At 43.3% G+C, this 17,345-nt stretch carries 16 protein-coding genes; 15 read left to right on the forward strand and 1 reads right to left on the reverse strand.

The features are described from left to right. Positions 1–56: 56 nt before the first annotated feature. Complete coding sequence (locus NMM25_RS00730) at positions 57–539, forward strand: LURP-one-related/scramblase family protein (protein ID WP_254735671.1); 483 nt, start codon at positions 57–59, stop codon at positions 537–539. 44 nt (positions 540–583) lie between these two features. After that, positions 584–3,202 (forward strand): alanine--tRNA ligase, encoded by a 2,619-nt coding sequence (gene alaS / locus NMM25_RS00735; RefSeq protein ID WP_254735672.1) that lies wholly within the window; start codon positions 584–586, stop codon positions 3,200–3,202. A 90-nt stretch (positions 3,203–3,292) separates the two neighbouring features. On the opposite strand, the gene NMM25_RS00740 is transcribed toward alaS, so the two are convergent. Beyond that, a complete protein-coding gene (locus NMM25_RS00740; RefSeq protein ID WP_254735673.1) occupies positions 3,293–4,741 on the reverse strand; it encodes an alpha-amylase in 1,449 nt (482 codons plus the stop codon). 272 nt (positions 4,742–5,013) lie between these two features. Between NMM25_RS00740 and NMM25_RS00745 the strand changes: the two genes are divergently transcribed. From NMM25_RS00745 to NMM25_RS00805, 13 genes are all read left to right on the forward strand, one after another. After that, entirely contained in the window at positions 5,014–6,177 is a 1,164-nt protein-coding gene (locus tag NMM25_RS00745) for a class I SAM-dependent rRNA methyltransferase (protein ID WP_254735674.1), read from the forward strand. Continuing rightward, a complete protein-coding gene (gene aroD, locus NMM25_RS00750) occupies positions 6,174–6,851 on the forward strand; it encodes a type I 3-dehydroquinate dehydratase (protein ID WP_000767778.1) in 678 nt (225 codons plus the stop codon). Before NMM25_RS00745 ends, aroD begins: the two co-directional genes overlap by 4 nt. Then, entirely contained in the window at positions 6,841–7,695 is an 855-nt protein-coding gene (locus NMM25_RS00755; RefSeq protein WP_254735675.1) for a shikimate dehydrogenase, read from the forward strand. Before aroD ends, NMM25_RS00755 begins: the two co-directional genes overlap by 11 nt. An 18-nt stretch (positions 7,696–7,713) precedes the next feature. Further along, on the forward strand, positions 7,714–8,781 hold the full coding sequence (aroB, locus tag NMM25_RS00760; RefSeq protein WP_254735676.1) for a 3-dehydroquinate synthase: 1,068 nt from the start codon (positions 7,714–7,716) through the stop codon (positions 8,779–8,781). Between the two features lie 9 nt (positions 8,782–8,790). After that, positions 8,791–9,957, forward strand: coding sequence for a chorismate synthase (gene aroC, locus NMM25_RS00765; protein ID WP_254735677.1), 1,167 nt, complete (start codon positions 8,791–8,793; stop codon positions 9,955–9,957). Positions 9,958–9,966: 9 nt separating this feature from the next. Continuing rightward, complete coding sequence (locus tag NMM25_RS00770) at positions 9,967–11,070, forward strand: prephenate dehydrogenase (protein WP_254735678.1); 1,104 nt, start codon at positions 9,967–9,969, stop codon at positions 11,068–11,070. 10 nt (positions 11,071–11,080) lie between these two features. Beyond that, on the forward strand, positions 11,081–11,419 hold the full coding sequence (locus NMM25_RS00775) for a YlbF/YmcA family competence regulator (protein WP_254735679.1): 339 nt from the start codon (positions 11,081–11,083) through the stop codon (positions 11,417–11,419). Between the two features lie 90 nt (positions 11,420–11,509). After that, positions 11,510–12,793 (forward strand): 3-phosphoshikimate 1-carboxyvinyltransferase, encoded by a 1,284-nt coding sequence (gene aroA, locus NMM25_RS00780; RefSeq protein WP_254735680.1) that lies wholly within the window; start codon positions 11,510–11,512, stop codon positions 12,791–12,793. Then, entirely contained in the window at positions 12,786–13,262 is a 477-nt protein-coding gene (locus NMM25_RS00785; protein WP_254735681.1) for a shikimate kinase, read from the forward strand. The genes aroA and NMM25_RS00785 overlap by 8 nt, the downstream gene beginning before the upstream one ends. Then, complete coding sequence (gene pheA, locus NMM25_RS00790) at positions 13,259–14,107, forward strand: prephenate dehydratase (protein WP_254735682.1); 849 nt, start codon at positions 13,259–13,261, stop codon at positions 14,105–14,107. The genes NMM25_RS00785 and pheA overlap by 4 nt, the downstream gene beginning before the upstream one ends. Then, positions 14,104–15,399 (forward strand): LCP family protein, encoded by a 1,296-nt coding sequence (locus NMM25_RS00795; protein WP_254735683.1) that lies wholly within the window; start codon positions 14,104–14,106, stop codon positions 15,397–15,399. Before pheA ends, NMM25_RS00795 begins: the two co-directional genes overlap by 4 nt. 143 nt (positions 15,400–15,542) lie before the next feature. Continuing rightward, positions 15,543–16,379, forward strand: coding sequence for a phosphorylcholine transferase LicD (locus tag NMM25_RS00800; RefSeq protein WP_125391218.1), 837 nt, complete (start codon positions 15,543–15,545; stop codon positions 16,377–16,379). Next, the gene (locus NMM25_RS00805) at positions 16,376–17,344 is read left to right on the forward strand and encodes a glycosyltransferase family 2 protein (protein WP_254735684.1); all 969 of its coding nucleotides are present in this window, start codon (positions 16,376–16,378) and stop codon (positions 17,342–17,344) included. Before NMM25_RS00800 ends, NMM25_RS00805 begins: the two co-directional genes overlap by 4 nt. Position 17,345: the final 1 nt, after the last annotated feature.

Raw genomic sequence — 17,345 nt, forward strand, 5'->3', positions numbered from 1 at the left:
TTTTTCGCCCTTCGTACAAGGAACTTGTCTTTTAAATTGATTTTGGAGGTCAAGAGATGAAAACATATCTGGTCAAGCAAAAGTTTCGCTTAGGCGGGGAGAAATTTGATATCAAGGATGATAGAGGAAATGTGGAATATCAAGTGGAAGGATCTTTTTTCAAAATTCCTAAGACTTTTACCATCTACGATGCGAATGGTGAACAGGTCAGTCAGATTACCAAAACCTTTCTAACCTTCATGCCCCAGTTTAAAATCAAACTCAGTGACGGGGCGAGCTTTTACATTCGTCAGAAGTTCACTATCTTCCGTGATAAGTATGAGTTTGATAATCTAGGTCTTCGAATTGAAGGCAATTTCTGGGATTGGAATTTCAAATTGTTGGATGACCGCGATCAACTTGTCGCCGAAATTAAGGAAGAAATTTTCCACTTAACCTCGACTTACGCAGTAACTGTCCTTGAGGACTCTTATGCAGATTTGGTCATTTCTCTCTGTGTCGCTATTGACTATGTAAAAATGCTGGAAAGCTCGTCATAGGAACAATATTGAAAAGATTAAAAAAGAATGAAGGAGAAAAACATATGAAACAATTATCTAGCGCTCAAATCCGCCAAATGTGGCTTGATTTCTGGGCAAGTAAAGGCCACTCTGTAGAACCATCAGTCAGCTTGGTTCCAGTAAACGACCCAACACTTTTGTGGATCAACTCAGGGGTTGCTACCCTTAAGAAATACTTTGACGGAACCATCATTCCTGAAAATCCGCGTATTACCAATGCCCAAAAGGCTATCCGTACCAACGACATCGAAAACGTAGGGAAAACTGCGCGTCACCATACCATGTTTGAAATGTTGGGGAACTTTTCTATCGGTGATTATTTCCGTGATGAGGCTATCACTTGGGCTTATGAGCTTTTGACAAGCCCAGAATGGTTTGATTTTCCTAAAGACAAACTATATATGACCTACTATCCAGATGATAAAGATTCTTACAACCGCTGGATTGAAGTAGGAGTGGACCCAAGCCACTTGATCCCAATCGAAGACAACTTCTGGGAAATCGGTGCGGGACCTTCTGGACCAGATACAGAGATTTTCTTTGACCGTGGAGAAGTCTTTGACCCAGAAAATATTGGCATTCGTCTTCTTGAAGAAGATATCGAAAACGACCGTTACATCGAAATCTGGAATATCGTTTTGTCACAATTTAATGCTGACCCTGCTGTTCCTCGTAGTGAGTACAAGGAATTGCCACACAAGAACATTGATACGGGCGCTGGTTTGGAACGTTTGGTGGCAGTTATCCAAGGGGCTAAGACAAACTTTGAAACTGACCTCTTCATGCCAATCATTCGTGAAGTTGAGAAATTGTCTGATAAGGTCTACGACCAAGATGGCGACAACATGAGCTTCAAGGTCATTGCAGACCACATCCGTTCACTTTCATTTGCCATCGGTGATGGTGCTCTTCCAGGAAATGAAGGCCGTGGTTATGTTCTTCGCCGTCTTCTCCGTCGTGCTTCTATGCACGGTCAAAAATTGGGCATCAACGAGCCTTTTCTTTACAAACTCGTTCCAACTGTTGGAAAAATCATGGAAAGCTACTATCCAGAAGTGCTTGAAAAACGGGACTTTATTGAAAAAATTGTGAAGAGCGAGGAAGAGTCATTTGCCCGTACCCTTCATTCAGGTCAACACTTTGCCCAAGGTATCGTAGCAGACTTGAAAGAAAAAGGCCAAACAGTTATCGCTGGTTCAGATGTCTTCAAACTCTACGACACATATGGATTCCCAGTAGAATTGACTGAAGAAATTGCTGAAGAAGCTGGGATGACTGTAGACCGTGGAGGTTTTGAAGCAGCCATGAAAGAGCAGCAAGAACGTGCGCGTGCGTCTGCTGTTAAGGGTGGCTCAATGGGTATGCAAAATGAAACCCTCCAAAACATTACAGTGGAAAGTGTCTTCAACTACAATGCTAGTCAATTGCCTTCTAAGTTGGTGGCTATCGTAGCTGAAAACGCTGAAGTAGAAGCTGTTTCTGAAGGAACTGCCTCTCTTATCTTTGCGGAAACACCATTCTACGCTGAAATGGGTGGACAAGTAGCTGACCACGGTCAAATCTTGGATGCTGCAGGAAATCTTGTTGCTACTGTGACAGATGTTCAAAAAGCACCAAATGGACAACCACTCCATACCGTTGAAGTTCTTGCTCCTCTTGCTTTGAACCAAGAATACACCTTGGCAATTGATACCAATCGTCGTAACCGTGTCATGAAAAACCACACAGCCACTCACTTGCTCCATGCGGTCCTTCACAATATCCTTGGTCACCATGCGACACAAGCAGGATCTCTGAACGAAGTCGAATTCCTTCGCTTTGACTTCACGCACTTCCAAGCCGTAACTCCTGAAGAGTTGCGTGCTATTGAGCAACAAGTCAATGAGAAAATCTGGGAAGCAATTGCAGTAGAAACTGTTGAGACAGATATTGACACTGCCAAGGAAATGGGAGCTATGGCCCTCTTTGGTGAGAAATACGGTAAGGAAGTTCGTGTTGTGACCATCGGTGATTACTCTGTTGAGCTTTGTGGTGGTACCCACGTAGGTAATACTTCTGAGATTGGCCTCTTCAAGATTGTCAAAGAAGAAGGAATCGGATCAGGAACTCGTCGTATCTTGGCAGTGACTGGTAAGGAAGCATTTGAAGCCTACCGTGAACAAGAAGACGCTTTGAAAGCTGTCGCAGCAACTCTTAAAGCACCTCAACTCAAGGAAGCGCCTCACAAGGTTGAAGGACTTCAAGAGCAACTCCGTCAACTTCAAAAAGAAAATGCAGAATTGAAGGAAAAAGCAACAGCAGCAGCCGCAGGTGATGTCTTCAAGAATGTGAAGGAAGTCAACGGACACCGTTACATTGCAAGCCAAGTTTCTGTATCAGATGCAGGTGCCCTTCGTACCTTTGCGGATAACTGGAAACAAAAAGACTACTCTGATGTGCTTGTCCTAGTTGCCGCTATTGGTGACAAGGTGAACCTTCTTGTAGCTAGCAAGACAAAAGATATCCACGCAGGTAACTTGGTTAAAGAATTGGCTCCAATTGTTGATGGACGTGGTGGTGGTAAACCAGACATGGCCATGGCAGGAGGAAGCAACCAAGCGAAAATCCAAGAATTGTTGGATGCAGTAGCAGGTAAATTATAAGAAAACATTTAGGATCTATCCATTTGGGTAGGTCTTTTTGCATACACAAAAAAGCCAAATCCGGTTGGATTTGACTTGTACCTGATAGGTTTATTTTGCTACCCAGACACTGACTGAACCCGCTGCTACTGGAAATTCTCCATAACCTTCAGCATTGATTGTAACTTGTGCTGGATGATTTTCAAGGATGTCAACAAAGGTTTGGTCAGCCCATTCTTGCCCGACAAACATAGACTTGCTGTTTTCTTGGTCATTGGAGATAAGGACAGCGATTGGGGATTGATGTTCAGCGCCTGAACGAACCCATCCGATGCAGTTGGCATCGTCAAAGTAGTCTGTTTGCTCTCCATAGGCCAAATCTTTTCGGATGGCTAGGAGACGGTCAAGAACTTCTCTGAAATCTTCTTGGGCATATTGCCCTGAAATGCCGTAATAGTCTCCATAAAAGACACATGGAAGGCCTTGCTCACGAAGAAGGATGAGCGCATAGGCTGCTGGCTTGAACCATTCTTCAACAGTAGACTCAAGGGCTTGTCCTCGTTGAGTATCATGGTTGTCGACAAAGGTTACAGCCTTATCGGGTTTTAGTTCAACCAAGCTATCTGTGAAAATGTTACGAAGGTCGTAGCTTGCTCCAGCATGGCTAGCTTCAAAGAGGTTTTGGTGGAGGCGAACATCGACAAGGTCAAAGCGTTCTTCCGTTTTTTCAAGATAGTCCAGATTGGCTTCCTTATCAGGATTCCAAAATTCACCAAAAACATAGAAATCCTCACCGTATTTTTCCTTCATATCACGAATGAAATTGCCCATAAAGAAGGAGTCGATGTGCTTAACGGCATCCAAGCGGAAACCAGCTACACCAGTCGTTTCCATGAACCAGTCAGCCCAGTCATAGATGTTTTGGATGACTTCAGGGTGTTTAAAGTCCAGGTCAGCATACATGAGGTAGTCGTAGTTACCGTTTTCGTTATCGACCAATTCCTCATTTGCCCAGCCTTTGTTGTCCCCCTGGATCAAGTAAATGCCAGACTTACGGCGCTTGGCATCATAGTCTGTACCTGTGAAGTGGTACCAGTGCCAGTGGAAGTCATTGTAGGTGTCTTGGCGACCATCGAAGGTGAAGTGGGTCCAGCCATTAATAGTAAAGGGCTCGCTTAGTTGAACGGTACGATCCTCAGGGTCCACTTCAATAACCTGAAAGGCTTCCATGTGATCGGCTGCAGCCTTGTGATTGAGCACCACATCGGCCATAGGTTGAATTCCCTGTGCCTTTAGGGCTTGAATGGCTTGAAGATAGTCTTCTTTAAACCCATACTTGGTGCGGACAGTACCTTTTTGGTTAAACTCGCCTAAGTCGAATAAGTCATAGACCCCATAGCCGACATCTTTTTCATTGGTTGCCTTAAAAGCTGGTGGCATCCAGACGTGACTAATCCCCAGATGAGCTAGGTGTGAAGCATCTTCAGCCAGTCGCGTCCAGTGTTGGCCGTCGTGAGGCAAATACCATTCAAAGTATTGCATAAGTGTCTGATTTTGCATTGTTTTTCCTCTTGCTTATCAATGTTGTGTTTTATTCTACCATAAAGTTCAGAACTAGGCAAACGTTTGCGCAAGATTCTATACTCATTTCTGAAATTGTCTATTTTTATCGATTAAAATCTCTCTTTCCATCACAAGGGAAAGGATGTTTTGGTGAAAAAGTAAATGGAATAAACTTATTTTAACAAAAATGACACTCAGTAAACTAAAGTACAAATGGTTAAACGGTTTCTTTTTTGAGAATTGTCACAAAATTTGCTATAATAGTAGCTATGAATAGAATTAGGGTCAGCAGACGCGTTGAAAAAAAGCTAGCTAAGGGTCTAGTTCTTTTGGAAGCAAGTGATTTAACAGATATTGAACTGACGGATCAGGCAGTAGAAGTTCTTAGTCAAGACGGGAAGTTTTTAGGGAGCGCCTATCTTTCCCAGCAGAACAAGGGCATTGGCTGGTTCATCAGCAAGGAAAAGGTTCGTTTCAATCAAGCCTTTTTTGAAATCCTGTTTCGTAAGGCCAAGGAAGCTAGAAAGCCTTATTATCAAGATGACTTGACCACTGCCTTTCGCCTTTTTAACCAAGAGGGGGATGGTTTTGGTGGTCTGACTGTTGATCTCTATGGAGATTATGCTGTCTTTTCTTGGTACAACTCCTTTGTTTACCAGATTCGTGAGCTGATCGTAAAGGCTTTTAAGGAAGTTTTCCCTGAGGTCTTGGGAGCTTATGAAAAGATTCGTTTTAAAGGTCTAGACTACGAGTCTGCCTATGTTTATGGTGAGGAAGCGCCAGATTATTTTACTGTTCTTGAGAATGGCGTGCTCTATCAAGTCTTTATGAATGATGGCTTGATGACAGGGATTTTCCTAGACCAGCATGAGGTTCGTGGGAATCTGGTTGACGGCCTAGCTATGGGCAAATCTTTGCTCAATATGTTTTCCTATACGGCTGCCTTTTCAGTTGCTGCAGCTATGGGAGGCGCCAGTGAGACGACTTCTGTCGACTTGGCCAAACGGTCTAGAGAGCTGTCAGAAGCCCATTTTCATGCAAATGGACTCAGCACGGACAATCATCGTTTTATCGTTATGGATGTCTTTGAGTACTTCAAGTATGCCAAGAGAAAAGGCTTGACCTATGATGTGATTGTGCTTGATCCGCCGAGCTTTGCCCGCAATAAAAAACAAACATTCTCTGTAGCTAAGGACTATCACAAGTTGATTTCCCAGAGTCTAGAGATTTTAAATCCGGGAGGCATTATCATTGCCAGTACCAATGCTGCCAATGTTTCCCGCCAGAAATTTACAGAACAAATTGATAAAGGTTTTGCAGGAAGAAGGTATCAGATTTTAAACCAATATGGTCTTCCAGCAGACTTTGCCCATAATAAAAAAGATGAAAGCAGTAATTACCTCAAGGTGATTAGTATGAAGGTTAGTAGATGAAATTAATCGTTTCAGTAATGCCAAGAAGTTTAGAAGAAGCGCAAGAACTGGATGCCACTAGGTATGAAGATGCCGATATCATTGAGTGGCGTGCGGACTTTCTTACAAAGGACGCTATTTTACAGGTAGCACCCGCTATCTTTGAGAAATTTGCAGGACGCGAACTGGTCTTTACCCTTCGGACCCGCGCTGAGGGAGGAGAAATCGAACTTTCCTCAGAAGAGTATGTTCAAATCATCAAGGAAGTTACTCAGCTTTATCAGCCGGATTATGTAGATTTTGAGTATTTCAGCTACAAGGACGTTTTTGAGGAAATGTTGGATTTTCCAAATCTTGTTTTGAGTTACCATAATTTCCAGGAGACACCTGAAAACATGATGGAAATTTTGTCTGAGTTGACCAGTCTCTCTCCGAAAGTGGTCAAGGTATCAGTTATGGCCCATACGGAGCAGGATGTTTTAGACCTGATGAATTACACTCGAGGATTTAAAACACTCAACCCTGAGCAAGAGTACGTGACCATTTCCATGGGGAAAATGGGCAAGGTATCTCGTATCACTTCAGATGTGACAGGTTCAAGTTGGTCATTTGCTAGTCTGGATGAAGCGAGTGCCCCAGGTCAGATTTCGCTATCAAACATGAAGAAAATCAGGGAGATTTTGGATGAGGCTTGATGGCTATACACGTTTAGCTGCAGTTGTTGCCAATCCCATCAAACACTCTATTTCACCCTTTATCCACAATAGGGCCTTTGAGGCGACAGCTACCAATGGTGCCTATGTAGCTTGGGAGATTGAAGCGGGTGACTTGGCAGAAACAGTCGCCAATATTCGCCGTTACCATATGTTTGGGATCAATCTCTCTATGCCTTACAAGGAGCAGGTTATTCCTTATCTGGATGAGTTGAGTGATGAGGCTCGTTTGATTGGGGCGGTCAATACTGTTGTCAATCATAATGGCACTTTAATTGGATATAATACAGATGGCAAGGGATTTTTTAAGAGCTTGCCTTCTTTTACAATCTCAGATAAGAAAATGACCATTCTGGGAGCAGGGGGCGCGGCCAAATCAATTTTGGCGCAAGCTATTTTGGATGGCGTCAGTCAGATTTCGGTCTTTGTTCGTTCAGTTTCTACGGAAAAAACAAGACCTTACCTAGATAAGTTACAGGAGCAGACAGGCTTTAAAGTGGACTTGTATGCTTTAGAGGATCTTTTTGAACTGCAATCAAGGGTTGCTGAGTCGGACCTGCTCGTCAATGCGACTAGTGTGGGAATGGATGGTCAGTCGTCGCCAGTTCCAGAAAGTATCAATTTGCCAGAGGCTCTCTTGGTCGCAGATATCATTTACCAACCTTTTGAGACACCATTTTTGAAATGGGCTAGAAGCCAGGGCAATCCAGCTGTCAATGGTCTAGGAATGTTGCTCTATCAGGCTGCTGAAGCTTTTCAACTGTGGACAGGTAAAGAAATGCCGACAGAAGAAATTTGGCAGTCCTTAACAGAAAAATATAAATAGTGAAAAGGAGACCCTACTATGAAAATCAGAATCGATATTCCGCATCATCCTTATGATATTCAGATTGAAAAAGGTTGTCTGGCTCAGGCTGGTCAATGGTTGCGAGAACTCTGGCAACCTCAAAAAGTGGTCATTGTAACCGATAACCATGTAGCTTCTCTCTATGCAGAGAAGGTTAAACTCAGCCTAGAAGATGCTGGTTTTCAGGTAGCTGTTTTTGACTTTTTAGAAGGCGAAGAAAGAAAGAATTTAACAACTGTTCAGAAAGTCTATGAATTTCTAGTCAAGCAGGGGTTGACTCGTAGCGATGGGATTGTGGCTCTTGGTGGAGGTGTTGTTGGGGATCTGGCTGGTTTTGTAGCTTCTACCTATATGCGGGGCATTCACTTTGTTCAGATTCCGACTAGTTTGACTGCCCAGGTTGATTCTTCTATCGGTGGAAAGACGGGTGTTAACACTCCTTTTGCTAAAAATATGGTGGGAACTTTTGCCCAACCAGATGGGGTTCTGATTGACCCGCTTGTCCTTGAAACACTCGGAAAAAGAGAGTTGATTGAAGGAATGGGTGAGGTTATCAAGTACGGCTTGATTGAGGATCCAGAACTGTGGGCTCTCTTAACGGACCTGGATGGTTCTGTTGAGAGTATACTGGAACATGCGGAGACTTTAATTGAACATTCTTGTCAGGTGAAGCGCAAGATGGTGGTTGAGGATGAGTTGGACAATGGTGTTCGCCTTTACCTCAATTTTGGGCACACTATTGGCCATGCTATTGAAGCGACTGCCGGTTATGGCAAAGTCATGCATGGTGAGGCTGTGGCCATGGGAATGGTGCAGATTGCCAAGGTTGCTGAGGGAAAAGGCCTCATGTCAGAAGGAATAACCCAGTCCATTACAGAGATGTGTCAGAAATTTGGACTACCTGTTGACTATGAAAACTGGGATGTTGACAAGCTTTATCAAGCTTTGACTCATGACAAGAAAGCGCGTGGCAATACCTTGAAATTGGTCTTGGTACCAGAGCTTGGTTCAGCGACCATTCACCCAGTTTCTCTGGAAGAGATGAAAGACTACTTGGTAAAATAAGGAGAGTGTATGAGATATTTAACTGCAGGAGAATCACACGGACCCCGTCTGACGGCTATTATCGAGGGAATTCCCGCTGGACTTCCTTTGACAGCTGAGGATATTAATGGAGACCTTAAACGCCGTCAGGGTGGCTACGGTCGTGGTGGCCGTATGAAGATTGAGAGTGACCAGGTTGTCTTTACTTCGGGAGTTCGTCACGGGAAAACGACAGGGGCTCCCATTACCATGGATGTTGTCAATAAAGACCACCAAAAATGGCTGGACATCATGTCTGCAGAAGACATCGAAGACCGCCTCAAAAGCAAGCGAAAAATCACTCATCCTCGTCCAGGTCACGCCGACTTGGTAGGGGGGATCAAGTATCGTTTTGATGATTTACGAAATTCTTTGGAACGTTCATCAGCTCGTGAAACCACCATGCGAGTAGCAGTTGGAGCAGTAGCCAAACGTCTCTTAACTGAACTGGATATGGAGATTGCCAACCACGTTGTGGTTTTTGGAGGCAAGAAAATTGATGTACCTGAAAATCTGACCGTGGCTGAGATTAAGCAACGAGCTGCCCAGTCTGAAGTTTCTATTGTCAACCAAGAAAGAGAACAGGAAATCAAGGATTACATTGACCAAATCAAGCGTGACGGTGATACTATCGGTGGAGTTGTGGAGACAGTTGTCGGAGGCGTACCAGTCGGCCTTGGTTCCTATGTTCAATGGGACAGAAAATTGGATGCGCGATTGGCCCAAGCAGTTGTTTCTATCAATGCCTTTAAAGGAGTAGAATTTGGTCTTGGTTTTGAAGCTGGTTACCGTAAAGGCAGCCAGGTTATGGATGAAATTCTCTGGTCTAAAGAAGACGGCTATACTCGTCGTACCAATAATCTGGGTGGTTTCGAAGGTGGTATGACCAATGGGCAACCGATTGTTGTTCGTGGTGTTATGAAACCCATTCCCACTCTTTACAAACCATTGATAAGTGTGGATATCGAAACCCACGAACCTTACAAGGCAACTGTTGAGAGAAGTGATCCGACTGCTCTTCCAGCAGCAGGTGTGGTCATGGAAGCCGTTGTAGCAACGGTTCTGGCACAAGAAATCCTTGAAAAATTCTCATCAGATAATCTTGAAGAATTAAAAGAGGCAGTTGCCAAGCACCGAGACTATACAAAGAACTATTAAGGAGTCCTTATGGCAAAAACCATCTATATTGCAGGTCTCGGTTTGATTGGTGCTTCGATGGCACTCGGTATCAAGCGCGATCATCCTGATTATGAAATTTTAGGTTATAATCGCAGTCAAGCTTCAAGAGACATTGCCTTGGAGCGGGGGATGATTGACCGTGCGACGGATGATTTTGCCAGTTTCGCTCCCCTAGCAGATGTCATCATACTGACCTTGCCAATCAAACAGACCATTGCTTTTATTAAGGAGTTGGCAGATTTAGACTTGAAAGAAGGCGTCATTATTTCAGATGCGGGCTCTACCAAGGCTGCCATTGTGGAAGTTGCTGAGGAATACTTGGCTGGCAAGTCAATTCGTTTTGTCGGGGCTCATCCCATGGCTGGTAGCCACAAGACAGGAGCTGCCTCGGCAGATGTCAATCTCTTTGAGAATGCCTACTATATCTTTACTCCATCTAGTTTGACTAGTTCAGACACGCTTGAGGAAATGAAGGACCTACTTTCTGGTATCCATGCTCGTTTTATCGAGATTGATGCCAAGGAGCATGATCGGGTGACTTCTCAGATTAGCCATTTTCCTCATATTCTAGCTTCCAGCCTCATGGAGCAGACAGCAGTCTATGCACAAGAACATGAAATGGCAAGGCGCTTTGCAGCGGGTGGTTTTCGAGATATGACTCGCATTGCAGAGAGTGAACCAGGTATGTGGACTTCCATTCTCTTGTCTAATCGTGAGACCATTCTAGAGCGAATTGCGGATTTCAAGGAGCGTTTGGAAGCGATTGGCCAGTCTATCAGCAAGGGAGATGAAGAGCAAATTTGGAACTTTTTCAATCAAGCACGTGAGCAACGGCAGGCCATGGAAATCCATAAGCGTGGTGGTGTGGATAGCTCTTACGACCTCTATGTCGATGTTCCCGATGAAGAAGATGTCATCTTGCGGATTTTGGAATTGCTACGAGGAACTTCCTTGGTCAACATTCACATCAACGAAGAAAACCGTGAGGATATTCACGGGATTCTACAAATTTCCTTTAAAAATGCTCAAGACTTAGAACGAGCTGAGCGTTTAATCACAGAAAATACCGACTACACAGTCGTCATCAAATAAGGAGAAAATCATGTCAAATATTTACGATAGTGCAAATGAACTTAGTCGCGGATTACGCGAATTACCAGAATACAAGGCGGTTAAGGCAGCAAAAGATGCCATCCAAGCTGATACGGAAGCCAGCAAGATTTTTGCAGATTACCTTGCCTTCCAGCAAGAAATCCAAGTCATGGCGCAAACTGGACAAATGCCAGATGCTTCTTTCCAAGAAAAGATGCAGTCCTTTAGTAAGCAAATCCAAGAGAACGCTCTTTTGTCAGATTTCTTTGCCAAACAGCAACAATTGTCTATTTACCTTTCAGACATTGAAAAAATTGTCTTTGAACCTGTTTCAGAATTATTGAAATAGTATTTTATCTGTATAAAAGCCAGAAATTTCAGGAATTTCTGGCTTTTTTGTGATAAAATAAGAAAAAGTATTGCAAGTATGAGGTCAACTATGAAACTAAAAACAAACATTCGCCACTTACATGGTAGTATCCGGGTTCCAGGTGATAAGTCCATCAGCCACCGTTCGATTATCTTTGGAAGTTTGGCTGAAGGTGAGACTAAGGTTTATGATATTTTGCGTGGCGAGGACGTGCTCTCGACTATGCAGGTTTTTCGTGACCTTGGTGTTGAAATTGAGGATACAGACGGTGTGATTACCATTCAAGGTGTGGGCATGGATGGCTTAAAAGCTCCGCAAAACGCCTTGGATATGGGAAATTCTGGCACCTCGATTCGCCTGATCTCAGGTGTCCTTGCTGGTGCAGACTTCGAAGTAGAGATGTTTGGAGATGATAGTCTTTCTAAACGTCCTATGGATCGCGTGACGATTCCATTGAAAAAAATGGGCGTTAGCATTTCAGGGCAAACCGAGCGAGACCTGCCTCCTCTTCGCCTAAAAGGGACGAAAAATTTAAGACCGATTCACTATGAGTTGCCAATCGCCTCTGCTCAGGTCAAGTCTGCCTTGATATTTGCAGCCTTGCAGGCTCAGGGGGAGTCCGTGATTATCGAGAAAGAATGTACTCGTAACCACACCGAAGATATGCTACAGCAATTTGGTGGTCAATTAAGTGTGGACGGAAAGAAAATCACAGTCCAAGGGCCGCAAAAACTGACTGGACAAAAGGTAGTTGTCCCAGGAGATATCTCCAGTGCAGCCTTTTGGTTGGTCGCAGGTTTGATTGTTCCAAGCTCTCGTGTAGTGCTGCAGAATGTGGGCATCAATGAAACTCGTACTGGTATTATTGATGTCATTCGCGCCATGGGTGGAAAACTAGAAATAACTGAAATCGATCCTGTCGCTAAATCAGCAACCTTGACTGTCGAGTCTTCAGACCTCAAAGGAACAGAGATTGGTGGAGCCTTGATTCCCCGCTTGATTGATGAATTACCCATTATTGCTCTTCTCGCGACACAAGCACAAGGTGTAACGGTCATTAAGGATGCTGAGGAACTCAAGGTAAAGGAAACAGACCGCATTCAGGTGGTGGCAGATGCCTTAAATAGCATGGGAGCGGACATCACTCCTACAGCAGATGGGATGATTATCAAAGGAAAATCAAGACTTCATGGCGCTAGAGTCAATACGTTTGGTGACCATCGAATTGGAATGATGACAGCTATTGCAGCTCTCTTGGTTGCTGATGGAGAAGTGGAACTTGACCGTGCTGAAGCCATCAATACCAGCTATCCTAGCTTCTTTGATGATTTGGAGAGCTTGATTAATGGCTAAGGTATTACTCGGATTTATGGGGGCGGGCAAATCGACAATCGCTAGAGGATTGGCCCCAGTCTACATCGATATGGATGCCTTAATCGAGGAACGTTTGGGCATGTCCATTGCGAATTTTTTCACTGAAAAGGGAGAAGATGCCTTTCGTCAAGTAGAGTCAGAAGTCCTAGCTGACTTATTAAAAACAGATCACGTTGTGTCAACTGGCGGAGGAGTTGTCATTTCTCAGAAAAATCGCGACTTGCTCAAAACCAATCCTGATAACATCTACCTAAAAGCAGATTTTGAAACCCTCTACCAACGTATCGTAGCTGATAAGGACAATCAGCGCCCGCTCTTTCTTAACAAAAGCAAGGAAGAACTGGCAACTATTTTCCAAGAAAGACAAGCTTGGTATGAGGAAGTAGCCAGTCGGGTTTTGGATGTGACCAAGTTAAGCCCAGAGGAAATTATAGAGGAACTGAGATGAAAATTGCCTATCTAGGTCCCAAGGGATCTTTTTCGCATCATGTTGTGCAGACAGCCTTTCCCAAAGAGGAATTGCAGGCTTTTGCCAATATCACAGATGTTATCAAGGCCTATGAACAGGGCTTGGTGGACTATTCGGTGGTGCCAGTTGAAAATTCTATTGAGGGTAGTGTCCATGAAAGTTTGGATTATCTTTTTCATCAGGCTCGCATCCAAGCAGTTGCAGAAATCGTTCAGCCCATTCACCAGCAGTTGATGGCGGTTCCCGGTCAGTCAAAAATTGAGAAAATTTTTTCTCATCCTCAGGCTCTGGCTCAAGGAAAGAGATTCATCGACAAACACTATCCAGAGGCCAAAATTGAGGTAACCGCCAGTACAGCCTATGCGGCTCGCTTTATTTCGGAACATCCAGACCAGCCATATGCAGCTATTGCTCCTAAAAGTTCAGCTGAAGAATATGGCTTGGAATTGATTGCCGAGGATATTCAGGAAATGGAAGCCAATTTCACACGTTTTTGGGTCTTAGGGGCAGAGATACCGAAGATTCCTTTGAACTCGCAAGCTGAAAAAATGAGTTTGGCCTTGACCTTACCAGACAACCTACCTGGTGCTCTTTACAAGGCACTTTCGACCTTTGCTTGGAGAGGGATTGACTTAACAAAGATTGAAAGTCGCCCCCTTAAAACAGCCTTGGGAGAATACTTTTTCATTATCGATGTAGACTATAGTGACAAAGAACTGGTTCATTTTGCAAGACAAGAACTAGAAGCTATTGGAATCCAGCACAAGATCCTGGGAACCTACCAGATTTTTACCATAACTGATATAGAAAAGGAGAGTCAATGAGCAAAGAAAATCCTTTAAGTCATCACGAGCAGTTACGTTATGACTATCTCTTCAAAAATATTCATTACCTCAACGACCGTGAACGGAGGGAATTTGATTATCTGCAACAGAAAATGGCAGGTCCCAAGTCTGAAGTTCACCATTTCTACCAAGAAGAAAAAGAAGAATCTTGGGGTAGAGATATTGATCTTCCGACTTATGGCAGTAGAAGCCGGTCTAAGAAACGTGAAAAGGTAGCTCCTCAACCTAAAGTCAAAAAGAAAAAGAGAAGAATTCGCTTCAAACGAATATTGACTTGGTTCCTGCTGTTGGTTACCTGTGTAGTTGCAGGGATGATTTTTATGTTTCTTCGAGGGTTCCAGTCAGCAGCCAATCCAACAAATAAGCCAGCTGACGCCAAGGCCGCTCAAGTAGAGGTCTTTAACGGTCAGGATACCAAAGATGGTGTGAATATCCTAGTCATGGGGACAGATGGCCGTATCGGTCAAAATAGTGCAGAAACCCGTACTGATACGATCATGGTACTGAATGTCAGTGGATCGGATAAGAAGATCAAACTAGTCAGCTTTATGCGTGACAACTTAGTTTATATCGACGGGTACAGTAAGATTGTAAATGGCCAGAAACAAACGGATAACAAACTCAATGTTGCTTATGAACTTGGGGAACAAGAAGGGCAAAAGGGGGCTGAAATGGTCCGCAAGGTTCTAAAAGACAACTTTGATTTGGATATTAAGTACTATGCCCTGGTCGACTTCCAGGCCTTTGCAACAGCTATTGATACCCTCTTCCCTGACGGAGTAACGATTGATGCTCAATTCTCAACATTGAATGGTCAACCTCTGACAGAAGCCACAGTCGGAGATGACCTTCATGCAACAGAGACAGAGTCCCCAACTCAAACTATCAAAGTTGGAAAACAGCAAATGAATGGCTCCACCTTGCTGAACTATGCTCGCTTCCGTGATGATGATGAGGGAGACTATGGCCGTACCAAACGTCAGCAACAAGTCATGTCAGCTGTTCTTGAGCAAATCAAAGATCCAACCAAGCTCTTTACGGGGTCAGAGGCACTTGGAAAAGTCTTTGGCATGACATCAACAAATCTACCATATAGCTTCTTGTTGACCAATGGCTTATCTGTCCTAGAAGGTGCTCAAAATGGCATTGAAAGACTCACCGTCCCAGAACTTGGTGACTGGGTGGACGCTTATGATATCTATGGTGGACAAGGACTTCTAGTTGATCAAAATAAATACCAGACCAAACTCGCCCAAATGGGAATGAGATAGAATACTATAAAAAAATCAAAGTTTGAATCACCAGTGAAAAAGTGGTTTAGGCTTTGATTTTTCTTAGTATCTGATGGATTTTTAGGGCTTTTTTATGGTATAATAAAACGATATAACTCGTTATTGGACAGAAGAGGAGAGACATGAGTGATTTGAAAGCGATTCAGGCTCGTAGTCTGGAAATGGCTGAATATTTCGTCGCATTTTGTAAAGAACATGATTTGTTGTGCTATCTCTGTGGTGGAGGAGCTATTGGTGCCCTTCGTAACAAAGGTTTCATTCCTTGGGATGATGATTTGGACTTTTTCATGCCACGTAAGGACTATGAAAAATTAGCAGAACTGTGGCCACGTTATGCAGACGAGCGTTATTTCTTGTTAAAGAGTAACAAAGATTTTGTAGACCGTAACCTTTTTATTACCATTCGTGACAAGGAAACCACTTGTATCAAGCCTTATCAGAAGGATTTGGATTTGCCACACGGTTTGGCCTTGGATGTTTTACCTTTAGATTATTATCCTAAAAATCCAGCTGAGCGTAAGAAACAAGTTCGTTGGGCCCTGATTTATTCACTCTTTTGTGCGCAAACTATCCCAGAAAAGCATGGTGCAGTCATGAAATGGGGAAGTCGTATCTTACTCGGCCTGACTCCAAAATCTCTACGTTATCGCATTTGGAAAAAAGCTGAAAAAGAAATGACCAAGTATGGTCTGGCTGAGAGCGATGGAATTACGGAATTATGCTCAGGTCCCGGCTACATGCGAAACAAGTACCCAATCGCATCCTTTGAAGACAATCTTTTCTTGCCATTTGAAGGAACTGAGATGCCCATTCCAGTCGGCTATGATGCCTATCTCAGCACTGCTTTTGGGGACTATATGACACCGCCACCAGCGGACAAGCAAGTACCGCATCATGACGCCATTATAGCAGACATGGACAAGAGCTACACAGAGTATAAGGGAGAATATGGAGCATGATGGGAGAAAAAATAAGCGTTATCGTTCCAGTCTATAATGTAGAAGCCTATTTGGAAAAGTGTGTAGAATCCATTTTAAAACAGACCTATACCAACTTGGAAATTCTTCTTGTCAATGATGGTTCGACGGATAATAGTGGAGAACTGTGTGATCAATTAGCGTCTCAGTATGAGAATATCAAGGTTTATCATATCGAAAATGCTGGTGTTTCAAATGCTAGAAATATGGGAATTCAGCTAGCAACGGGTTCTTGGGTTACCTTTATTGATAGCGATGATTTCGTTACCCAAGATTACCTAGCTACTTTAGCAAGTGCAGTTGAAGGGTTGAATGTAGGCTTTGCAATTGCTCCTCTGCACCATATCAAAAATGGCATTGTAACAGACCTACCTTCACATTCTGGAAAAACAGAACTCTGGTCAACAGAAGAAACCATGAAGGAACTACTGATGACTACCAGAACATCATTTTTTCCAGTTGCAAAACTGTTTAAGAGAGACCTGCTTGCAGATGAAAAGTTTAATACAAACTATCACCTAGCTGAAGATGCTCTATTTTTAACTGAATTGCTACTAAAGACAAGATGCAGTTGCGTATTTATTGACAAACCTGTTTATTATTATGATCATCGTGAGGGAAGTGCAACGACATCTGTTAATCGATATGTATTTGACACAATAGAAGTTTATAAGCAAATAATTGCTCAAGTTTCACAAGCCTTCCCTAATTTAAAATACGAATTAATAAATAGAGAATGTTGGTCGTACATTACAGTTTACGATAAAATTATCTTTACTTCACGTGAAGAGTATCAAAAGGAGAAAGCCGAGCTGAGGAATTGGATTGTTCAGCACCGACGCGAAATATGGAAGGATGCTTATTTCACTACTTTTCGCAAGATAGCTATCCTATCACTTGTCATTTCTCCATGGCTATATAAGAAAATTGTTGGATTAAAAAACTAAT

This window comes from Streptococcus sp. CF10-1 (assembly GCF_024295825.1).
In the GTDB taxonomy this organism is placed as follows: Bacteria; Bacillota; Bacilli; order Lactobacillales; family Streptococcaceae; genus Streptococcus.